This is a genomic window from Pseudoalteromonas rubra (assembly GCF_001482385.1).
Classification (GTDB): Bacteria; Pseudomonadota; Gammaproteobacteria; order Enterobacterales; family Alteromonadaceae; genus Pseudoalteromonas; species Pseudoalteromonas ardens.
On sequence record NZ_CP013611.1, the window covers coordinates 1942898 to 1960691 of the forward strand.

Below are 17794 nucleotides of genomic sequence, written 5' to 3' on the forward strand. Positions count from 1 at the left end.
CATAATTATGTATTACGGTTCAGTGTAATTACCATACTCTGGCATTGACCCTTGATTCATACTCTCTCAGGCGACACCAGCCCAAACCAGTTTCCAGCCATTTCAGCGCAACAGCTGGGCGCCACCTCGTTCAGAGCTGACTATGGCGTAAAATACGCGTATGTCAGCGGCGGTATGTATCGGGGCATTGCCTCGGCAAAACTGGTTATCGCCATGGCACAAGCCGGCTTGCTGGGCTCAGGTGGCTCGTCTGTCGACGCCGTTGATCAAGTGCAGGGGGGAGTTTCTCTGATTAGAAATAGTAAGGAGAGGTTAATTACCTCTCCTTACAGAACGTTGTATTGTTTAACTTGATAACGCTACTATTGTATGATTTTTGTCATCTGTCTGATTCATTGCGTCAGTTAGGGTACCCACTGACATACCACTTGTCTTTGCAGGTCAGGAAGCGTCCCCGTATAACCGAATGTACAGACGTAATCAGAATTACCGAAAAACTTTCGGAATGAGTTTTCAATTGCATGAACCCTTTCTTGCTGCTGTTGAGTGTTCATTTCCGCACTGTACTTTACCTTAACCTTGTTCGGTGGAACGACCTGAATATCCACGTCTTCATCGGTGATACATCCGTGTTCTTTCACTTCACACACCGTCCAGGGGATCTCTCGACCACCAGATTTTTTATAGGCCTGGACAAGCATTTTAGGAATTGTCGATGTACCATTTTTTTTCATAAGATGCTCTGAGAGCGCTCTTACAGCCTGGGTGCCAAATTCCTGTGCAGCACCGTTCAACATGGTCTCTACTGGTCCCTTTTCCTGTTGTGGTGCTTCTGAACGCTGTCGACGATAGTTTCTGCTAGACGTTTCAACAGCCCGCTGCGATGCAGATACTGAGCTGGTATCACTTTCAATTAGCTCTACGCCGTGTGGAACACAGCCATTGCGTGGGTCCATGCAGGGGTCATAGGGCACATAGCGATAAGTGTAGAGTTTATCGTTCAGAACACTGTCGACGAAGGCTTCCATTATATCGCTGGTATGTGCGTATGTTGTGCAATATCCGTTGTTCGAATAGCAAAAAGTTTCAAAGGAGATACTGGTAAGCTCACCGTTAATGTAGGCAGGGCTCAGTCTTATTTCCTCACCCAGTCTCGTTTTAAAGTATAACCCCTCGCTGGATAAAGCACTGAGAGAGTTTAAGAGTAGTACGAGCGTCATGCTCACATAAAAAACAAATTTCATAACATTTTCCTTAATTGAAATCGATGTAGATCGAAACGCAGAAGATAACAAAAGGTAACCAAACCGTCAAAAGTTGAGATACTATTTACATCCTGTTAAATCAGTACACCCTACCACTCCTCCAACCTCCAGCTTCTCCATTATGTTTTCATAATTATGTATTACGGTTCGATGTAATTATCATGACTAGGCATTAATTCTTGATTCATACTCTCTCAGGCGACACCAACCCAAACCAGTTTCCAGCAATTTCAGCGCAACAGCTGGGCACTGCCTCGTTCAGAGCTGACTATGACGTTAAATATGCGTATGTCAGCGGCTGTATGTATCGGGGCACAGCCTCTCAGTGTGACTACGGCACAGCCAATGCGTTTCTCGACAGATATATGCAGCAACGTCATATCCGGATTGCCCGTGGTGAACGTCACGGTCTGAGCGCCAGTATTGACTGGCTTTTCTGGCAAGAGGGCGATATGCAGCACAGTGCGCAGTTTACTCACACGGACACAGCGATGCCTACCAACAATGGCATCAATGTATTTTACCAAGCACTGCAACAGCCTCAGAGCCCATATTATCGCCTAATGTGGCGATACGCTGATCGCAAAGACTAACGAGGTTCAAACGAGCTCAAAGAACAGCTGCAAGCGACTGGCTGTATGGTGACTTCGCTGTGCTTTGAACAACTGGACAACTGAGCGCTGGATCCACTGGATCTGCCGGATGCCATTTTTGTGCTGGGCTCAGGCTCGTTGCCTGATCCTGAGCAACAAATAAAACCTCTGTTCGAGCTGATGCAACGCCCCGGTTACGACGAGTACCTGTTTGAAGCGTTTTTTATGCCGATGGACCCCCTATGATAAGGACAACTTCATTGCGGTGACAGAGCGCTATGACATCACGCTGGGCGACTGGGAGAGCTTGTTTGATACTTACTTTACCCAGTGGCTTGAAGACAGACACTATCGGGAGATCTGGCAGGAAAGTTAAGTAGATAACAAAGCGGGCTTGATTGCCCGCTTTACTTTTTTTTACTCACAACTAAACCGGCACACTCAACAGATAAAGCAGCTGAGTCAACGACCCTTGAGTAATCGCGGCATCGGCCTGCTCGACCACCTTAGGTTTGCCATGTACAGCGACGCCTAGCCCGGCAGCAGCCATCATGATTAAATCATTAGCGCCGTCGCCCATGGCCACGGTTTGTTTAGGTGCAATACCAAACTGTTCAGCCAGAGATTTAAGCACCTCGGCTTTTTTGCTGCCATCAACGACCTCGCCCAGCACTTTACCAGTCAGCTTATCGTCGGCAATTTCCAATGTGTTAGCAAACACGGCATCCAGTTGTAACGGCGCTTTTAGCGCCTCGGCAAACCAGGTAAAGCCACCGGAGGCAATCGCCAGATGCCAGTGATGTGCTTTGAGCACCGCACACAGCTGGGCAACCCCCTCCATCAGCGGCAGGTTGTCTTTGAGCTGCTGAATCAGCGGCAATTCGACGCCGGACAGCTTAGCAACACGCTGATACAGACTGTCGTTAAACGCCAGTTGCCCGGCCATGGCCTGTGCGGTCACAGCAGCAACCTCATCATACACCCCGGCCAGTCTGGCAATTTCATCAATACACTCGATGGTGATTGCCGTCGAGTCCATATCCATTACCAGTAACCCGGGCTTAAGCAAACTGGGCGGCTGGCTGATAGCTGCACCTTGCAGGCCACACTGAGCCGCTAAAGCGCGAATGGGTGCACGCACATCGCGTGCCGAATGCGTGTATACAACCAGGCCAGGCGTCATCGTTGCTGTTGGCTGATATAGCGCCAGTCTGGCGACCTCAATATCCGCCTGCTGACACAAGCGTAGAATCTCCAGAACATTGGCACTACTGAGCTCAGCGCCAAAAAAACACAGGTACTGACCACCTTCAGACAACGGGCTGCTGCCAGGTCTTAGCTGATCATCGTTTTCAATGTGATACCAATTTGCTACAGTGAGGCACTGCTGAGCAGGCTCAGCCGTGGCACGCAACTGGATTGACGCGAGTGACTTTGACATGGATACTCCTGATTGGGGTCATATCCGGCTCATTGAGCCGATGTGTGAATACTTGCTTGGTAACGGTATGCGCCCTTTTTAACATCTTAATCGTGGCATGTCAGCAGGCAAACAAGATCTATGAAAAATACACAAGCCCTTGAAACCCTTTCTTCTTCACGCAATCGGCGACTACTGCGCCTGCTCATCGCTGCAGTGTGCTTTTTAACCATTACCTGGCTGGCATTTAACACCAGTTTTCGCTCCCATCAGCTGTTACACAGCAATGCCGACCACGCTGGCCGCAGCCTGACTAAGCAATTGGCACTGAATGCCGCTCTGCCAATGAGCCGCATGGATACGCCCCAGCTCAGAGCTTTGAGCAACCACCTCGCCAGTGACGACTATGTGCTGTCTGTCAGAGTCTACAACCACCAGGGCCAGTTTATTATTGGTAATGATGGCCAGAATGCGCCACCTCAGATAACCGATTTGCCCCGCCACCTGCCCGGACTGGCTCAGTCAAAGCAACCCATTGTGGAACCCATATATGACGCAGAGCAACAGCCCATTGGCTTTGTCAGCGTAGAATACTTAACGGAAGCTGCGATGGCACAAAGCCACCGTCATTTTCATGAGCTGGGTCGCGTGGTACTGCTGATGCTGGGCATTGCCTGTATTTTTACCTGGCAGATAGGGCGCGCGCTGAAACGCTGGGAAGTGAAACGTCAGATCCGAAACAGTGCAGCAGAAGAGGAGTAAAGCGCGTGTGCAAGCTGCTGTGCAGGTTCCTTTCGGATGTCACACAAATGCGCAAATACCTCCGCCATGCGTTTCGGTACGTTAGGCTGTCCCTGATAACCCGCTAACGGCATCGACGGTGCATCCGTCTCCAGCACCAATGCATCCAACGGAACTTGCGCCAGGGTGGTACGGGTTTTCGCCGCTCGCGGATAACTGATGGTGCCACCCACACCGAGTTTAAACCCGAGCTTCAGATAACTCTGCGCATCTTGCAATGAACCAGAGAAAGCATGAATAACGCCCCCGTTTTGAGGGGACAGTCGTTTAAAGGCGTTCGCCAACAGATGATGACTTTTGCGGTGATGCACAATCAGCGGCAGACCCAGCGCATTGGCCAGCGCGATGTGTTCAATAAACAGGTGTTGCTGCGCGTCAATATCCTCCACCATGGCATCAATACCACACTCACCAATTGCCACCAACTGTGCACGATGCTGATGGGCAAGCGCTGCTAAGTCAGACATATCTGTGGCACTGTGCTGTGCCATAAAGTAAGGATGAAGACCAAAGGCGATGTGCACGCCCGCATGCTGCTGTGCGAAAACAGGCAATGTGTGGCACTGTTCCAGTGTTACCCCTGGCACCACCCATTGCCCGACACCCAGCGCCTGCGCCTCTGTCAGGTGTTGTGGCAAACTCTCTTTAAGTACGTCAAAGTCGAGGTGGCAATGGGTATCAATGAAGCGCATGGGGTATGACACTACGGGTTAAGACGTTCAACCTGCCACTGTCCGCTGACGTCTTTACGATACATAAAGCGGTCATGCAAACGATGCTCTCCCCCTTGCCAGAATTCAATCTGATGTGGTTTAACACAATACCCGCCCCAGAAATCCGGCAACGGAATATCGCCTTTCGCAAACTTGCTTTTCATGCTGTTGAAGGTCTGCATCAGGGCCTGGCGAGAGGAGACCGGACGCGACTGGGCTGAAGCCCAGGCAGCCAGCTGGCTTTCTTTTGGACGGGAAAGAAAGTATTTAGCAACCGCAGCCGTCGGCAGCGGCTCGGCTTCACCGTACACGATCACCTGACGCTCCAGATTGTGCCAGGGAAAGTGCAATGAAATCTTATTATTACCTTTTAGCTCTTGTGCCTTACGCGATCCGGTATTGGTGAAAAAGACAAAGCCGTTGTTGTCCACTTGTTTGAGCAACACGATCCGCTGTGACGGCTGACCCTGCTCATCTACCGTGGCCACCACCATGGCGGTCGGATCGCTGAGGTTTGCATCCACGGCCTGTTGCAGCCAGTGTTCAAACTGCACGATGGGGTTATCATCGAGCTTCTCGCGGGAGAGGCCATCTTTAGTATATTCGCGACGAATATCATCAAGTTTCATAGTGGTCATTCCTTACATAACACAAAAGGCCGCAATAGTGCGGCCTCAGTCTAACACAACGTGATGCATGCATTGCATGACCTCACGCAGGACTTACATCTGCTCCATCACCTCGATGCCCAGCAGTTCAAGACCGGTATTGAGTGTTCTGGCAACCAGATTACACAGCAACAGACGACTTTCACGTACTTCAGCAGACACATCGTCTTTAAGGATTGGACAAGCTTCGTAGAAGGTCATGTACAGACTCGCCAGCTCATACAGATACCCACATAGTACGTGTGGTGTGGCTTCGCCGATCATCAGATCCAATACTTCTTCAAGCTGCAGGAGTTTCAGCGCAAGCGCCTTTTCCTGTGGCTCTACGATATTGATGCTGCCACTGAGCGCGGCACTGTCGACGCCGGCTTTGCGGAAAATACTGCGCACACGGGTATATGCATACTGTAAGTAAGGTGCGGTTGCGCCTTCAAAGCTCAGCATAGTATCCCAGTTGAAGATATAATCACTGGTACGGTGTTTCGACAGATCGGCATATTTCACCGCGCCAATACCCACTTTGCGAGCGATTTCAGCACGCGCTTCTGCACTCAGCTCAGACGCACGGTCGGCCAATTTTTCGCTGGCACGGCTAACCGCTTCATCCAACAGTTCAGCCAGCTTGACTGTGCCGCCTGTACGGGTCTTGAACGGCTTGCCGTCGCTGCCCATCATAGTGCCAAACGGACAGAACTCATAGCTGGTTTCGTCGCGCAGCAGGCCCGCTTTGCGTGCAGTCAGCTCAACCTGGTTAAAGTGCAGGCTTTGACGGGCATCCACGAAGATCAGGATACGCTCAGCGCCCAGCTCATTGGAGCGGTAGTCACACGCAGCCAGATCGGTCGTGGCATACAAGAAACCACCACCCGATTTTTGCACGATAAACACCGATGGCTCACCATCTTTGTTTGCCAGCTCATCCAGGAACACCACCTGTGCGCCCTGATCTTCAACCGCAATGTTTTTCTCTTTTAACAGCGTGATGATCCCGGCCAAACGATCGTTGTAAGCACTTTCAGCCATAATGTCGTCGCGCGTGAGCGTCACATTCAGCTTTTTGTATACTTCTTCAGAATGCTTCACAGACGTGTCGATAAACAACTGCCATAATTTCTGGCAATGTGCATCACCGCCTTGTAATTTAACCACGTAATCACGGGCCTTATCCGAGAACCCTTCCTCATCGTCGAAGCGCTTCTTAGCGTCACGATAGAAAGTTTCTAAATCCGCCAGCGCCACGTTTTCCAGATCAATACCTTGCGCCAGCATATCTTCCAGGTGTGCGATCAGCATACCAAACTGCGTGCCCCAGTCGCCCACGTGGTTCTGACGCGTGACTTTGTCACCACGGAACTCAAGCGCACGTACCACGGCATCACCGATGATGGTAGAACGCAGGTGACCCACGTGCATTTCTTTGGCCAGGTTAGGCGACGAGAAGTCGACGACCACGTTTTGCGCCTGAGCATGCTCAGCCACGCCTAGCTTGGCATCCTGATTGGCGGCTTCCAGGCTCGCAGCCAGAAACTCCGGCTTAAGGTGAATATTGATAAAGCCCGGGCCAGCAATTTCAGTTTTAGCAGCCACATCGCTCACATCCAGATTATCAATGATCTTCTGTGCCAGCTCACGCGGGTTGGTTTTTAGTGCTTTTGCAGCGCCCATTGCGCCATTGATTTGATAGTCACCAAACTGCGCACGGGTACTTTGCGTTACCGCCGGATTGGTGCCTTCAGGGATCCCTGCCGCGGCCATCGCAGACAGAGCTTTTTCAATTAGAATACTTTTAATGTTCATTGTGTTTCCTTTGGGTCAGTGCCAGCCTGGGCACTGAGCAAACATCATCGGCGCCTCGGGCGCCGGAATAAAACGCAGCTTTAAACAGTCAGCGAACAATAGGGTCGAATGCACCAGCTTATAGGAAGCGCCAGAGCCAAATCAACCCGCAGCATGACTTTTGGGGCCATCAGACAAGCCGGATGGCCCACGTTAACTTAGTGTTCGCGCGTCTGATGGAACTGCACGTCCGGATAACGTTCCATCGACAGGTTTAGATTCACCCGGCTTGGCGCGATATAAGTCAGGTTATCGCCTCCATCGAGTGCCAGGTTCTGCTCACACTTGCGGCGGAATTCAGCCAGTTTTTTCTCGTCTTCACAATTAACCCAACGCGCCGTCTGAACGTTAACGCTTTCGTAAATCGCATCCACGTTGTACTCAGACTTCAGTCGTGCCACTACCACGTCAAACTGCAGCACACCGACCGCGCCTACGATTAGATCGTTGTTGATCAGCGGGCGGAACACCTGTACGGCACCTTCTTCTGATAACTGTACCAGACCTTTGAGCAACTGCTTTTGCTTGAGTGGATCTTTAAGGCGGATACGGCGGAACAGCTCAGGGGCAAAGTTCGGAATACCACTGAACTTGAGTTTTTCACCCTGAGTGAAGGTATCACCAATCTGGATTGTACCGTGGTTGTGCAAACCAATGATGTCACCGGCAAAGGCTTCCTGTGCGCGTTCACGATCTCCGGCCATAAAGGTCACGGCATCAGAGATGCTCACTTGTTTACCCAAGCGAACATGGTTCATCTTCATGCCCTGAGTGTATTTACCTGACACGATACGCATAAAGGCGATACGGTCACGGTGTTTCGGGTCCATGTTGGCCTGAATTTTAAACACGAAGCCGGTGAATTTATCATCGTCTGCACACACTTCGCGCTCATCGGTTTGACGCGGCAACGGTGACGGCGCCCACTCAGTCAGGCCATCCAGCATATGATCCACACCAAAGTTACCAAGGGCGGTACCAAAATACACAGGCGTCAGTTCGCCACTGAGGAATAACTCTTTATCGAATTCGTGCGATGCGCCAATGACCAGTTCCAGCTCTTCACGCAATTGCTCCGCCAGACTCTCACCGATAGCGGCATCCAAGTCAGCGTTATCTAACCCCTTAATGGTGCGGACTTCCTGAATGGTATGGCCCTGACCCGTTTGATACAAAATGGTCTCATCACGGTGGATGTGGTACACCCCTTTGAATTCTTTACCACAGCCAATCGGCCAGGTAACTGGCGCACACATGATGTTCAGTTCAGTCTCAACCTCGTCCAGCAGCTCCATTGGATCGCGGATATCACGGTCCAGCTTGTTCATGAAGGTCACGATAGGTGTATCGCGTAAACGGGTGACTTCCATCAGCTTACGGGTTCGATCCTCAACACCTTTGGCCGCGTCGATAACCATCAGACAGGAGTCCACGGCAGTCAGTGTACGGTAGGTATCTTCCGAGAAATCCTCGTGCCCCGGAGTATCCAGCAGGTTAACCAGGCTGTCGTTGAACGGGAACTGCATCACAGACGTGGTTACTGAGATACCACGCTCTTTTTCCATGTCCATCCAGTCTGATTTGGCGTGCTGGTTAGAGCCTCGGCCTTTTACGGTACCGGCCTGTTGCAGGGCCTTACCGAACAAAAGGACTTTTTCTGTGATGGTGGTCTTACCCGCATCCGGGTGAGAGATGATAGCGAAAGTACGTCGCTTGTTTATTTCATTGAGGAAAGTCTGGTCTGCCATTAGTCAATTCTTTAGGTTATACGCGGATCCACACATGCTGCGCAAAGTGTGCGCATGACACTTTGCAGGGTCATCCGGCGGGTTCATTTTTAATCGTGTACTATTTTCGCCGATCTTGGCGCTTTTAACAATCAGTGAAGGCCAGTTACACCATGATTTCGTTCAATATCGGGTCAAATCTCCCATACAGCATCCAAAGCCAAAAAAGGATATGAATATTTCTTGAATAAAATGACTTGCTTGGAGCTCGTCTGGTAGGATAGTTCCCAATTTCAGATAAAAGATATAACAACATGAACAACAAGCTTTTTGTAATACCCAAACCAAACCCCAACGCTAAATTAAGGTTATTTTGTTTCCCTTATGCAGGTGGCTCACCAGCTATTTTTATGCCCTGGGTTGGTTTACTGCCAAATGAAGTTGAATTGGTGTTTGTTCAGTTTCCTGGTCGTGGCGCACGCATGACCGAGACTGCCTACACTGACATGCAGCATAAAGTCGATGAACTTCTTACTCATCAGGCATATATAACAGAAAAACCCTTCGCGTTTTTTGGTCATAGTTTAGGTAGTCGAGTAATTTTTGAGACTACGAAACGCCTGGTTGCACTAGGTGCACCGTTACCCGTTCACTTAATTGCGTCAGGAAGTCGGGCGCCCCATACCAACTCAAATAAAACGCAAACATACCATTTACCACACGATGAGTTTGTGGCTGAACTACTTAAGCTCAACGGTACACCCAAAGAACTGTTAGAACATAAAGAGCTTATGGAATTGCTTATCCCTCTACTCAGAGCCGATTTTCAGATTGCCGAATGCTATCAGGCCGAGCCTGTCAGCCTGCCCTGTCCTATCACCGTATTTCATGGCTACGATGACATCGAAATCAGTGCCGAGCAGCTACACGGCTGGCAGGATTTGAGTAAGCACAAAATTGACATTCATTACTTTAATGGCGGCCACTTTTTCATCAACCAGTGCAAAGATGAAGTGATCAGTCAGGTCAATCAGGTACTTCGCAAAATACTGTAATTTGATTTGCCTAAGCGAGTAAGTTGGCCAAAGATAAACACATCTATGTGTATACAGGTAATAAAATGGAAGGCTTACTTCATGCGCTCATGCTGGACGGTCAGGGTGGCGTAACCCCGGTATCAGATTTAACACAGGCACTCAAAGACGAAGTGCCGCTTTGGCGCACTTTGACTACACCCAGGACGCAATTCAGCAATTCTTGAGCCAGCTGGATTTTCTGCAAGAGTGGGAGTGGCAGGCATTACTTGCAGAGGAAACCCAGCCTCGTGTGTCCCATGCAAGTCAGGGGTTTGCTGTTATTTTTGCGCGGCGTCAACCTCAACCCCAGACAAAATCCGGAAGGTATGGTCTCAGTGCGATGTTTTGTCAGTAAAAACCTGTGCTCACCTGCCGAAAGCGCGTGCTGATCTCTACCGAAGATTTACGTGATGCTTTGCTGGATGGCACAGGAGTAAGCTCAATTAGCGACCTGACTTGTGCTTTGATTGACCCCCTGACACATCGTATGCAAGATACACTGTGGCAGTTCGAGGAACAGCTGGACGAGTTTGAAGAGCAGCTGGACAAAGAGGCATACCAGCCCGACTATCACCAAATAACCTTACTGCGGCGTCAGGTTATTGCCTTAAAGCGTTGTATCAAACCGCGACGTCAGGCTATCTATGATTTGATTGACACTAAGGTGAACTTTCTGAGCCTTGGGCAGCGCCGCTTGCTCGGCGAGGCAAATAACACCCTCAGTCGCTATATTGAAGAACTGGACGCTTGTATTGAACGGGCACAAGTCCTGCAGCAAAGCATCACCAACCAACTCAATGAGCAGCTTAATCAGCGCATGTACATTATGTCCGTGGTCGCTGCCTTATTTCTGCCGTTGGGATTTTTAACCGGTCTATTGGGGATTAATATTAGAGGTATTCTAGGCACAGAGAATCCCTGGGCATTCACGATTTTCATACTTGCATTGGTGGTATTAAGTTGCTGCAGGCGTTCTATTCAAACGTCAGAAATGGATATGAAATGCGGAAATTAGAATCATCGGGATGGTGTAAAATGGCGCTCTCGCTAGGGATCGAACCTAGAACTTGGCCTCCGGAGGGCCACGTGATATCCATTTCACCACGAGAGCAGCATCTTAGTGGTGCCAATAATAATCATATCCAGACACAAATACTAGTCATTGTTGTCTATATGCTTAATTTATGGTCTAAAACTCGAAAAAAGACTTCACACAGAGCGAAATTCACGATATTTAACTATGCTTAGAACAATAACAATAATGACGACCTGTTAATACACGGAAAATTGGTCTCCTGTATTAACACGACATCATCCTGAGAGGACCGTATTATGACTCCAATGACCACTGAACAAGTTGCTGAATTTTTAGATGTTAAAGTGGAGCGCGTCAGGCGACTGGCACGCGAAAACCTGTTAGTTGCCAAACAACAGGATGAGCAGGGCGAACCCATTTTTGACAAAGATGACGTAGAAAAATACAAAGAACTGGCAAAACGACTGGGCGGCATTTAAGCACGACAGAAGTGACACCCCTGCCCTATATTGCTTCGTATCCAGGCTAATAAAATGCCCGGCTGATGTTCGGGCCAACTGAACTGTTCAAAGCGACTCGTGTCGCCATGTCTTTAATAAAACCAGCAAAGGGTCAGCATAGGAGGCGAGCCCACGTTGCTGATACCAGGCAAAACAGAGCACCAGGTAAACCTCTACATAGCACTTAAGCTTATCCTCGGCATATTCTGGCAACAGGCGCTGTGCCAGGCTGAAATAGCGCTTCAGCATTTGATTACCTTCTCGTACAGACAGCGAAAAAGAGACACATAAGGCCGCCAAATCAAAATATCGGTCGTTGTATTGCGCGTATTCAAAATCGATAAACACCGGCCCCTGTGCAGTTACCAGCATATTGTCTTTGACCAAATCATTGTGGCAAAAGCAGATATCAGGCTCAAACTGCATCAACCTTTGACCTAAAGTGGACACATCAGATACCCCTTCAAGCACCTGAGCGGCCTCAGAGAGTGCCGCACTCAGGTCAAGCTGCGCTAACTGGGGCCATACAAAGCCATGTAACGTGTGCAGCTTCGCCAATAAGTTATCGCTCAGGCACAGTGGCTCATCTCGCTGTGGTAAAAATTCAAACAACGCCAGCCGGGTCTGAACATGATAGCCAGCCAATGGCTGCGCTACGCCGAGTTGGGCAAGCTGTGCCTGCGCTTGCAGCGCATGAACGGGTATTGCGCCTGAATAGTGCTTTAACAAAAACCCCTGTTGCGCCTGCTCCAGATAGTAATTTTTGTTACTTAAGCCTTTGTTGAGTGGACGCAGTGCACTGATGGTAATATCAGGAAAAGCCAGCTTGATCAGCGCACTTAACTCAGCATCACAGTGCGGCAAGCGGTTTGCCCTCTTTTTGTTGATGCACTTCGTACCAACGCACATAACCCCAGCAGACTACAATGGTATAAAAACCAAATAACACCAGAGTGGGGTAATAGCCTTTAAGATAGTAAAGATACATAGATGCAGCATCAATCACCACCCAGTACAACCAGTTTTCCAGCACTTTACGGGCAACCAGGTAAGTGGTTACCACGGCAAAGCAGGTCGTCAGGCTGTCGAGATAAGCCAGCTCAGCATGCGTGTACTTATCCATCACATAGCCGATACCCAGTGCCACAAGTAGAGTGCCCAAAATAATGACGCTATGTCGATACAAGGACCAGGAAACGATCTCCAGGGACTTATCCTGTCTGCCACTGCGCCACATCCACCAACCTACTACCGCCATGAACATATAGTAAAAGTTCAGCAATGACTCCATCAGCAATGCACCATTCCAGTACATCACTGTATAGATAAAGGTGCTGATAAACGCCGCAGGCCAGCACCATGAGTTTTCTCTTATCGCCAGCAACAGGTAGGCGGCGGATAAGACCACGGCCAGATATTCCCACACTGACATGGCGGTAAACCCAGCCAGGGTTTCAGCTAGCCACTGCATCATGATTGAGGCGACAGGTCGCCACTGATGAATTTGCAGACAAACACAATTTTGCCATATTGCTCAAACGAGCGCTTCATTTCTACGGATAAGGTGTTCATCAGCACATCATAGTCACCAAACACCTGAGTAGACATGGTATTGGTCAGTACTTTTAGCTCCGAGTGCTGATTCAAGCGCTCGATAAAGTCTTTGATAAAAGGGATATAGTCAGCATGTAATGGGTATTTGCTGATCTCGACAGAGAGTTGCATCACAGTGTCCTCGTCAGAGTTATAAAGGAATTAGTTTTCGGGATAATTTAAATTGCTGCCACCGTCCGTTACCGAGCGAGGCCTGTAATTGATCCAATCCTGCTGATAGGTGATCTTGTTGTCCGGGTTAAAATGTAATACGGTCGTAAAACGCCAGGGGCCCATTTCCCGACCTTCATACTCAAAGCGCACATAGGTGCCACGAATAACGGCACGGCGTTGCTGCTCGTCTAAGATCACTTCACTGAGTGTATACGTCTGTTCACCATCCAGGATTTCGACGTTTCCGGCAGACCAATTAAAAAACTCAGCCAATGCCTGTTTGTCCTTGACGGCAAAGCCATAAATCATGTCTTCGAGCTGGATATCGTCGGCATAAAATGACAAAAAGAAGGCAAAATCCTGACGCGCCTGATAGGTCGCTATATAGTCATTGAGTACTTGTCTGAGCGCACTCGATTCGCGCGCTGACGCTCGGGTATTGTCTGTCAGGCCACAGCCAGTAACCACTAAGGTAACTAGTAACACAAGACAGAGAGTGAGCTGTGTGGTGAATGTGCCGCGCAAATCTACCTCCGGGTATGAAAATCAGTCTCAAATGGCCCTTGGGTAAGGGCTCAATGATTATATCATACCCGAATAGGATGATCTGTGCCGGCACACAACTAGGCGCCAACTATGCCTAATGGTTTAGCATTTTTCCAGGCACCACGGGTAAAGTCAGGAATGGTAACAGACTCACTGCGGTTTGCCACAGACAATGCCGACAAGGGCGAAATCACCGACCAGGCTGCACCATCATAGACATCCTGGTCCAACGGTTCGCCATTTCTCAGACAGTAAATCATCCGCCAGAACATCAAAAAGTCCATGCCACCATGGCCCCCATTGCGTTCGGCTTCTGCACCCATTTTCAGCCACAGAGGGTGATCATATTTAGCGTACCAGGTGCTCATATCCTCGTCCCAGTCATGAAAAGATCCGGTGCCACCATACTCCAGCGCAATGCGATTCGGAAAGCCGGCAAATACGCCATTGGTCCCCTGGATCAGATTGTGCCGGGAGTACGGACGCGGCGTTGTGGTATCGTGCTGGATCATAATAGAACGCCCTTTGATCGTTTTAACCAAAGTCGTATTCATATCACCAGCAACATATCGCCATTGATTACGCTGATGATCCGATGCAAACTCACGCTGGGCATAGGCAGCCCGGCCCAGTGCAGGTGAACTCATGGACGTCAGATAATCAAACCGATCGCCCCGATTGATGTTCATATACTGAGATACCGGTCCTAAACCATGAGTGGGATAAAGGTTACCGTTACGTTTGGTGTGCCACTCAGTACGCCATGAGCCGGTTTTATGTTCCAGCTCTTTCATCTGCCAGCGTAGTTCATGAATATAAGCCGCTTCACCATGTAGCAGTTCACCAAACAGGCCCTGACGCACCATATTCAGCACCATCAGCTCATCACGGCCATAGTTGACGTTTTCCATCATCATACAGTTTTTCTGGGTACGCTCTGCGGTGTCAACCAGTTGCCACATTTCTTCAACCGTCAGAGCTAATGGCACCTCGACAAAGGCATGCTTACCACTTTCCATGGTATCCACAGCCATAGGTGCGTGCCAGCGCCATGGAGTTGAAATGATAACGATGTCAATATCATCCCGGGCAAGCATTTCCCGATAAGCAAACTCGGATCCCTGATACAAAGCCGGGGCCTTCATTCCCCGCTCTGCCAGATAACTCGCTGAACGCAACAAGACTTCTTCATGCGTGTCACATAAGGCAACGATTTCGGCACCTTCAATATGACTCATGCGCTTTACATGGCCATAACCACGCTGACCCACTCCGATAAAACCAACACGAACAAGATCCATTTTTGGCGCAACCAGTCCAATGACTGACTTCCCCTGGCGTTCGGGTGTGACCTGAGTCGGGTCGACTTTACTTTGCGCGCAGCCTGAAACAACTCCGGCAGCCGCAGCGACACCTGCCGCCTTAAGAAAATCCCGGCGATTTAAATTTGTCATTATTATTGTCCTCGAAGATACTTCCTGTGCACGCTAACGGATTGTATCCTGGGTTGCAAAAGCGTTGCGACAAATAGAGGTTTAATCGGTACAAATGTGTGCCTGATACAAAAAAAGCACCTCAAGGCGCTTTTTTGTGTGAATCTAAAACAGATTATAGCTCTGAAATAATGGCGCTCAGCTGAGTTTCTTTTGCAACTATGTCCTGATAAAGGGCAAATTGGTTTTGCGCACGCTGTAAATTATGCTCTGAATGCTTAGTAGCGAAGTAATTGTCGCCATCGAGATAGTCGGTCAGGAAGCGCAAGCCAATCATAAATGGCATCACCTTCGCGCCAAGTATAAAACTGTGTTTTTCAGTCTCTGTCAGACTGGCCGACAACGGACCTTTATATCCTTTCACCAACGCCGCAAAGATCTCTTCACGCACACGCACGTTTGCTAGGTTAGTAGAGTCCTCCGCCTCAGGAGAGCAGAACGTCCTAACCATGTCACCAAAGTCATACAGCCAATAACCAGGCATACAGGTATCCAGGTCTATCACAGCGCGCGCATTATTTGACTCCGAGCAAAACAACATATTGTTGATCTTGGTGTCATTGTGGCAGGCTCGCAGCGGTAATTGCGCTTCAACGTCAATCACTTCCTGGGCAAGTGAGAATTGCGCTCGGCAAAATGCAATTTCCTCCTGACACCGAGCTGCACGACTCTGAGGATCCTGCCGGAGTGTTTCTTCAAACTTTTCTATGCGCATAGCAAGGTTGTGGAAATTCGGGATCACATGGTGTAACTGAGTCGCATCAAAATCATCCAATGCCGCAGCAAATTGACCAAATGCATTCGCCGCAACTGTCGCTTTGACTTCACTGTCGACTACGTCTTCACTGTAACTGCCACCGATAAACTCCAGTGCACGCCAGACCTCATCTTCAAAGTGAACAAGATACTCCCCCTTTACTGTCGGCACGTGGCGAATAATGGCCAGCTCATAGCCACCGTCATTGGCTTTGCGTGCTAAGTGCTGCTCAATTTTTCTGGCATTGGTGACGAGTTGCTCAGGCTCTGGAAAAACACAGGTATTGAGTTTTTGCACAACCAAAGCACGTTGCTTGTTTTTCAGCAACATCGTTGTATTAATATGTCCATTACCGATCGGACGTAGAGAAACAAACTCTCCCTGCAGGCCAAATTGCTGCGATAAGACCTCTGCAATTACACGATTTTTCATTGTTACCTCATTGCCGCTCTCAATACGATGGCAGGTGATAGGCTCATCCGTGACGTAGTTCATATAATAATCCTGAGACACTTTTTAATTCTTCTTTGTAAGTGATACCAAACCAGCGATCAGATGCACTATGTACTCTGACCTGAAGCAGGCCTTGTTGAATACAACTTTGAATACAATCAGGCAAATAATACTCGCTTTTGACATCGCTGTCATAATTTTCTAGAAACGAGGAAAATCCGATCTCTAGCTGTGTTAAGAGCGTTTGTGTTATGCCCCAACACGTCATCGACGCCAGCACGGTTTGTGCTAAAGCCGCCCGCTTGCCATCCGGTGCGACCCCGGATAACACGTCATTATTTTGTTGAATATCCAGATATTCAACAACTTCAAGCAACTGGCCTTTATGAGTTTGGCATATTCCACGATTTACGCCACCTTGTTGTGATAAAGTATGCCCCAGTTGATAGCCAACAATCGCCATATCTTGATGTGTCGACGCAGCGAAATGGCCGACGAGTTGCGTATAGGCGCCAGGCCCATAATAATCATCCGCCGTGATCACAATGGCGTCTCCCGGTATCACGGGCTTAGCACATAATAATGCATGCCCCGTTCCCCACGGCTTCTCTCGTAATAACGCTTTGCTGGCAAAACGCGATGGTACATTATCGACGGCTTGCTCAACTAAGTCGACCTGCAATCCGTTAGGCAGCCGCGGCAGAATCTGTTGCTCAATCAAAGGACGAACCTGGCGGTTAATCACCAGTACAACGTGGCGCACTCCCGCAGCAAACGCATCCTGAATGCTCAACTCCATAATGGTACAGTTAAAGTCCGGCAGTATCGCTATCTGCTTATTTCCACCAAACCGAGTACCCAAGCCTGCTGCCAGGATCACCAGCGTTGGGCTTTTTCCTTGATACATAGATAATGTCCAGCCACTCAAAAATTAAACGGCTAGTGTACATAGCTTCAGCAGAAATTAAAAGCCGTTGTAAAAAGTGAGATAACAGGTACATGATAACAATGCTGATTCAAGTCAAGCGGGGTAATTATAGCTAATTGATATAATTGAATAAATTTAGTTTATTTTGCGAATAAAGCTGTAGCTCTATTCGCATCATACTCACGTCTGCGCGGTTAAAGTTCCACATAACGGAA

21 protein-coding genes and 1 tRNA gene are annotated in these 17794 nt (G+C 49.0%); 8 read left to right on the top strand and 14 right to left on the bottom strand.

Annotated elements, in window-relative coordinates; translation table 11 throughout:
• Positions 1-51: 51 nt before the first annotated feature.
• Entirely contained in the window at positions 52-354 is a 303-nt protein-coding gene (locus AT705_RS08545) for a hypothetical protein (protein WP_058796274.1), read from the top strand.
• A 50-nt stretch (positions 355-404) separates the two neighbouring features.
• Here AT705_RS08545 and AT705_RS08550 read toward each other — a convergent pair whose 3' ends face one another.
• Positions 405-1244: a hypothetical protein gene (locus AT705_RS08550; RefSeq protein ID WP_058796275.1), complete on the bottom strand. Its 840-nt coding sequence runs from the start codon at positions 1242-1244 to the stop codon at positions 405-407.
• A 200-nt stretch (positions 1245-1444) separates the two neighbouring features.
• Here AT705_RS08550 and AT705_RS08555 point away from each other — a divergent pair, with 200 nt between their 5' ends.
• Positions 1445-1858 carry a KR domain-containing protein gene (locus tag AT705_RS08555; protein ID WP_058796276.1) on the top strand — a complete coding sequence of 138 codons (414 nt, stop codon included), beginning with the start codon at positions 1445-1447 and terminating at the stop codon, positions 1856-1858.
• A 211-nt stretch (positions 1859-2069) separates the two neighbouring features.
• Positions 2070-2234 carry a hypothetical protein gene (locus AT705_RS25230; protein ID WP_157576714.1) on the top strand — a complete coding sequence of 55 codons (165 nt, stop codon included), beginning with the start codon at positions 2070-2072 and terminating at the stop codon, positions 2232-2234.
• A gap of 51 nt (positions 2235-2285) precedes the next feature.
• Here AT705_RS25230 and serB read toward each other — a convergent pair whose 3' ends face one another.
• Complete coding sequence (serB, locus tag AT705_RS08560) at positions 2286-3299, bottom strand: phosphoserine phosphatase SerB (protein ID WP_058796277.1); 1014 nt, start codon at positions 3297-3299, stop codon at positions 2286-2288.
• Positions 3300-3419: 120 nt separating this feature from the next.
• Here serB and AT705_RS08565 point away from each other — a divergent pair, with 120 nt between their 5' ends.
• Positions 3420-4040, top strand: a complete 621-nt coding sequence (locus tag AT705_RS08565; RefSeq protein WP_058796278.1) for an AhpA/YtjB family protein — start codon at positions 3420-3422, stop codon at positions 4038-4040.
• Here the strand turns inward: AT705_RS08565 and AT705_RS08570 are convergent.
• The 4 genes from AT705_RS08570 to prfC form a co-directional block, all read right to left on the bottom strand.
• Positions 4007-4771, bottom strand: a complete 765-nt coding sequence (locus tag AT705_RS08570; protein ID WP_058796279.1) for a TatD family hydrolase — start codon at positions 4769-4771, stop codon at positions 4007-4009. The two genes, AT705_RS08565 and AT705_RS08570, sit on opposite strands and share 34 nt — an antisense overlap.
• Before the next feature lie 11 nt (positions 4772-4782).
• Complete coding sequence (gene pdxH / locus AT705_RS08575; protein WP_058796280.1) at positions 4783-5421, bottom strand: pyridoxamine 5'-phosphate oxidase; 639 nt, start codon at positions 5419-5421, stop codon at positions 4783-4785.
• Positions 5422-5514: 93 nt separating this feature from the next.
• Positions 5515-7257, bottom strand: a complete 1743-nt coding sequence (gene argS / locus AT705_RS08580; protein ID WP_058796281.1) for an arginine--tRNA ligase — start codon at positions 7255-7257, stop codon at positions 5515-5517.
• A gap of 197 nt (positions 7258-7454) precedes the next feature.
• Positions 7455-9044 carry a peptide chain release factor 3 gene (gene prfC, locus AT705_RS08585; protein ID WP_058796282.1) on the bottom strand — a complete coding sequence of 530 codons (1590 nt, stop codon included), beginning with the start codon at positions 9042-9044 and terminating at the stop codon, positions 7455-7457.
• A 293-nt stretch (positions 9045-9337) separates the two neighbouring features.
• Between prfC and AT705_RS08590 the strand changes: the two genes are divergently transcribed.
• From AT705_RS08590 to AT705_RS25680, 3 genes are all read left to right on the top strand, one after another.
• Positions 9338-10078, top strand: a complete 741-nt coding sequence (locus AT705_RS08590; protein ID WP_058796283.1) for a thioesterase II family protein — start codon at positions 9338-9340, stop codon at positions 10076-10078.
• A 65-nt stretch (positions 10079-10143) separates the two neighbouring features.
• Positions 10144-10284 (top strand): hypothetical protein, encoded by a 141-nt coding sequence (locus AT705_RS25675; RefSeq protein WP_237113804.1) that lies wholly within the window; start codon positions 10144-10146, stop codon positions 10282-10284.
• A gap of 197 nt (positions 10285-10481) precedes the next feature.
• A complete protein-coding gene (locus AT705_RS25680; protein WP_237113805.1) occupies positions 10482-11114 on the top strand; it encodes a CorA family divalent cation transporter in 633 nt (210 codons plus the stop codon).
• Between the two features lie 21 nt (positions 11115-11135).
• Here the strand turns inward: AT705_RS25680 and AT705_RS08600 are convergent.
• Positions 11136-11210 (bottom strand) — tRNA-Arg (locus tag AT705_RS08600).
• Positions 11211-11431: 221 nt separating this feature from the next.
• On the opposite strand from AT705_RS08600, the gene AT705_RS08605 reads away from it, so the two are divergent.
• Positions 11432-11614: a helix-turn-helix domain-containing protein gene (locus AT705_RS08605; RefSeq protein WP_010384046.1), complete on the top strand. Its 183-nt coding sequence runs from the start codon at positions 11432-11434 to the stop codon at positions 11612-11614.
• An 87-nt stretch (positions 11615-11701) separates the two neighbouring features.
• Here the strand turns inward: AT705_RS08605 and AT705_RS08610 are convergent, their stop codons facing one another.
• From AT705_RS08610 to AT705_RS08640, 7 genes are all read right to left on the bottom strand, one after another.
• Positions 11702-12499: a phosphotransferase gene (locus AT705_RS08610; protein ID WP_058796284.1), complete on the bottom strand. Its 798-nt coding sequence runs from the start codon at positions 12497-12499 to the stop codon at positions 11702-11704.
• The gene (gene pnuC / locus AT705_RS08615) at positions 12486-13106 is read right to left on the bottom strand and encodes a nicotinamide riboside transporter PnuC (RefSeq protein WP_058797945.1); all 621 of its coding nucleotides are present in this window, start codon (positions 13104-13106) and stop codon (positions 12486-12488) included. Before pnuC ends, AT705_RS08610 begins: the two co-directional genes overlap by 14 nt.
• Positions 13106-13360 carry a hypothetical protein gene (locus AT705_RS08620; protein WP_058796285.1) on the bottom strand — a complete coding sequence of 85 codons (255 nt, stop codon included), beginning with the start codon at positions 13358-13360 and terminating at the stop codon, positions 13106-13108. Before AT705_RS08620 ends, pnuC begins: the two co-directional genes overlap by 1 nt.
• A gap of 30 nt (positions 13361-13390) precedes the next feature.
• Complete coding sequence (locus tag AT705_RS08625; protein ID WP_237113806.1) at positions 13391-13927, bottom strand: nuclear transport factor 2 family protein; 537 nt, start codon at positions 13925-13927, stop codon at positions 13391-13393.
• 98 nt (positions 13928-14025) lie between these two features.
• A complete protein-coding gene (locus tag AT705_RS08630) occupies positions 14026-15402 on the bottom strand; it encodes a Gfo/Idh/MocA family protein (RefSeq protein WP_058796286.1) in 1377 nt (458 codons plus the stop codon).
• A 154-nt stretch (positions 15403-15556) separates the two neighbouring features.
• Positions 15557-16630, bottom strand: coding sequence for a phosphotransferase enzyme family protein (locus AT705_RS08635; protein ID WP_058797947.1), 1074 nt, complete (start codon positions 16628-16630; stop codon positions 15557-15559).
• 43 nt (positions 16631-16673) lie between these two features.
• Positions 16674-17558: an NTP transferase domain-containing protein gene (locus AT705_RS08640; RefSeq protein ID WP_058796287.1), complete on the bottom strand. Its 885-nt coding sequence runs from the start codon at positions 17556-17558 to the stop codon at positions 16674-16676.
• Between the last annotated feature and the right edge of the window lie 236 nt (positions 17559-17794).

What these genes read in the sequence shown, in the direction of transcription:
- AT705_RS08550 (WP_058796275.1), bottom strand. Translation starts at nt 1,244, where the DNA reads ATGAAATTTGTTTTTTATGTGAGCATGACGCTCGTACTACTCTTAAAC.
- serB (WP_058796277.1), bottom strand. Translation starts at nt 3,299, where the DNA reads ATGTCAAAGTCACTCGCGTCAATCCAGTTGCGTGCCACGGCTGAGCCT.
- AT705_RS08565 (WP_058796278.1), top strand. Translation starts at nt 3,420, where the DNA reads ATGAAAAATACACAAGCCCTTGAAACCCTTTCTTCTTCACGCAATCGG.
- AT705_RS08570 (WP_058796279.1), bottom strand. Translation starts at nt 4,771, where the DNA reads ATGCGCTTCATTGATACCCATTGCCACCTCGACTTTGACGTACTTAAA.
- pdxH (WP_058796280.1), bottom strand. Translation starts at nt 5,421, where the DNA reads ATGAAACTTGATGATATTCGTCGCGAATATACTAAAGATGGCCTCTCC.
- argS (WP_058796281.1), bottom strand. Translation starts at nt 7,257, where the DNA reads ATGAACATTAAAAGTATTCTAATTGAAAAAGCTCTGTCTGCGATGGCC.
- prfC (WP_058796282.1), bottom strand. Translation starts at nt 9,044, where the DNA reads ATGGCAGACCAGACTTTCCTCAATGAAATAAACAAGCGACGTACTTTC.
- AT705_RS08590 (WP_058796283.1), top strand. Translation starts at nt 9,338, where the DNA reads ATGAACAACAAGCTTTTTGTAATACCCAAACCAAACCCCAACGCTAAA.
- AT705_RS25675 (WP_237113804.1), top strand. Translation starts at nt 10,144, where the DNA reads ATGGAAGGCTTACTTCATGCGCTCATGCTGGACGGTCAGGGTGGCGTA.
- AT705_RS08605 (WP_010384046.1), top strand. Translation starts at nt 11,432, where the DNA reads ATGACTCCAATGACCACTGAACAAGTTGCTGAATTTTTAGATGTTAAA.
- pnuC (WP_058797945.1), bottom strand. Translation starts at nt 13,106, where the DNA reads ATGCAGTGGCTAGCTGAAACCCTGGCTGGGTTTACCGCCATGTCAGTG.
- AT705_RS08620 (WP_058796285.1), bottom strand. Translation starts at nt 13,360, where the DNA reads ATGCAACTCTCTGTCGAGATCAGCAAATACCCATTACATGCTGACTAT.
- AT705_RS08630 (WP_058796286.1), bottom strand. Translation starts at nt 15,402, where the DNA reads ATGACAAATTTAAATCGCCGGGATTTTCTTAAGGCGGCAGGTGTCGCT.
- AT705_RS08635 (WP_058797947.1), bottom strand. Translation starts at nt 16,630, where the DNA reads ATGAAAAATCGTGTAATTGCAGAGGTCTTATCGCAGCAATTTGGCCTG.
- AT705_RS08640 (WP_058796287.1), bottom strand. Translation starts at nt 17,558, where the DNA reads ATGTATCAAGGAAAAAGCCCAACGCTGGTGATCCTGGCAGCAGGCTTG.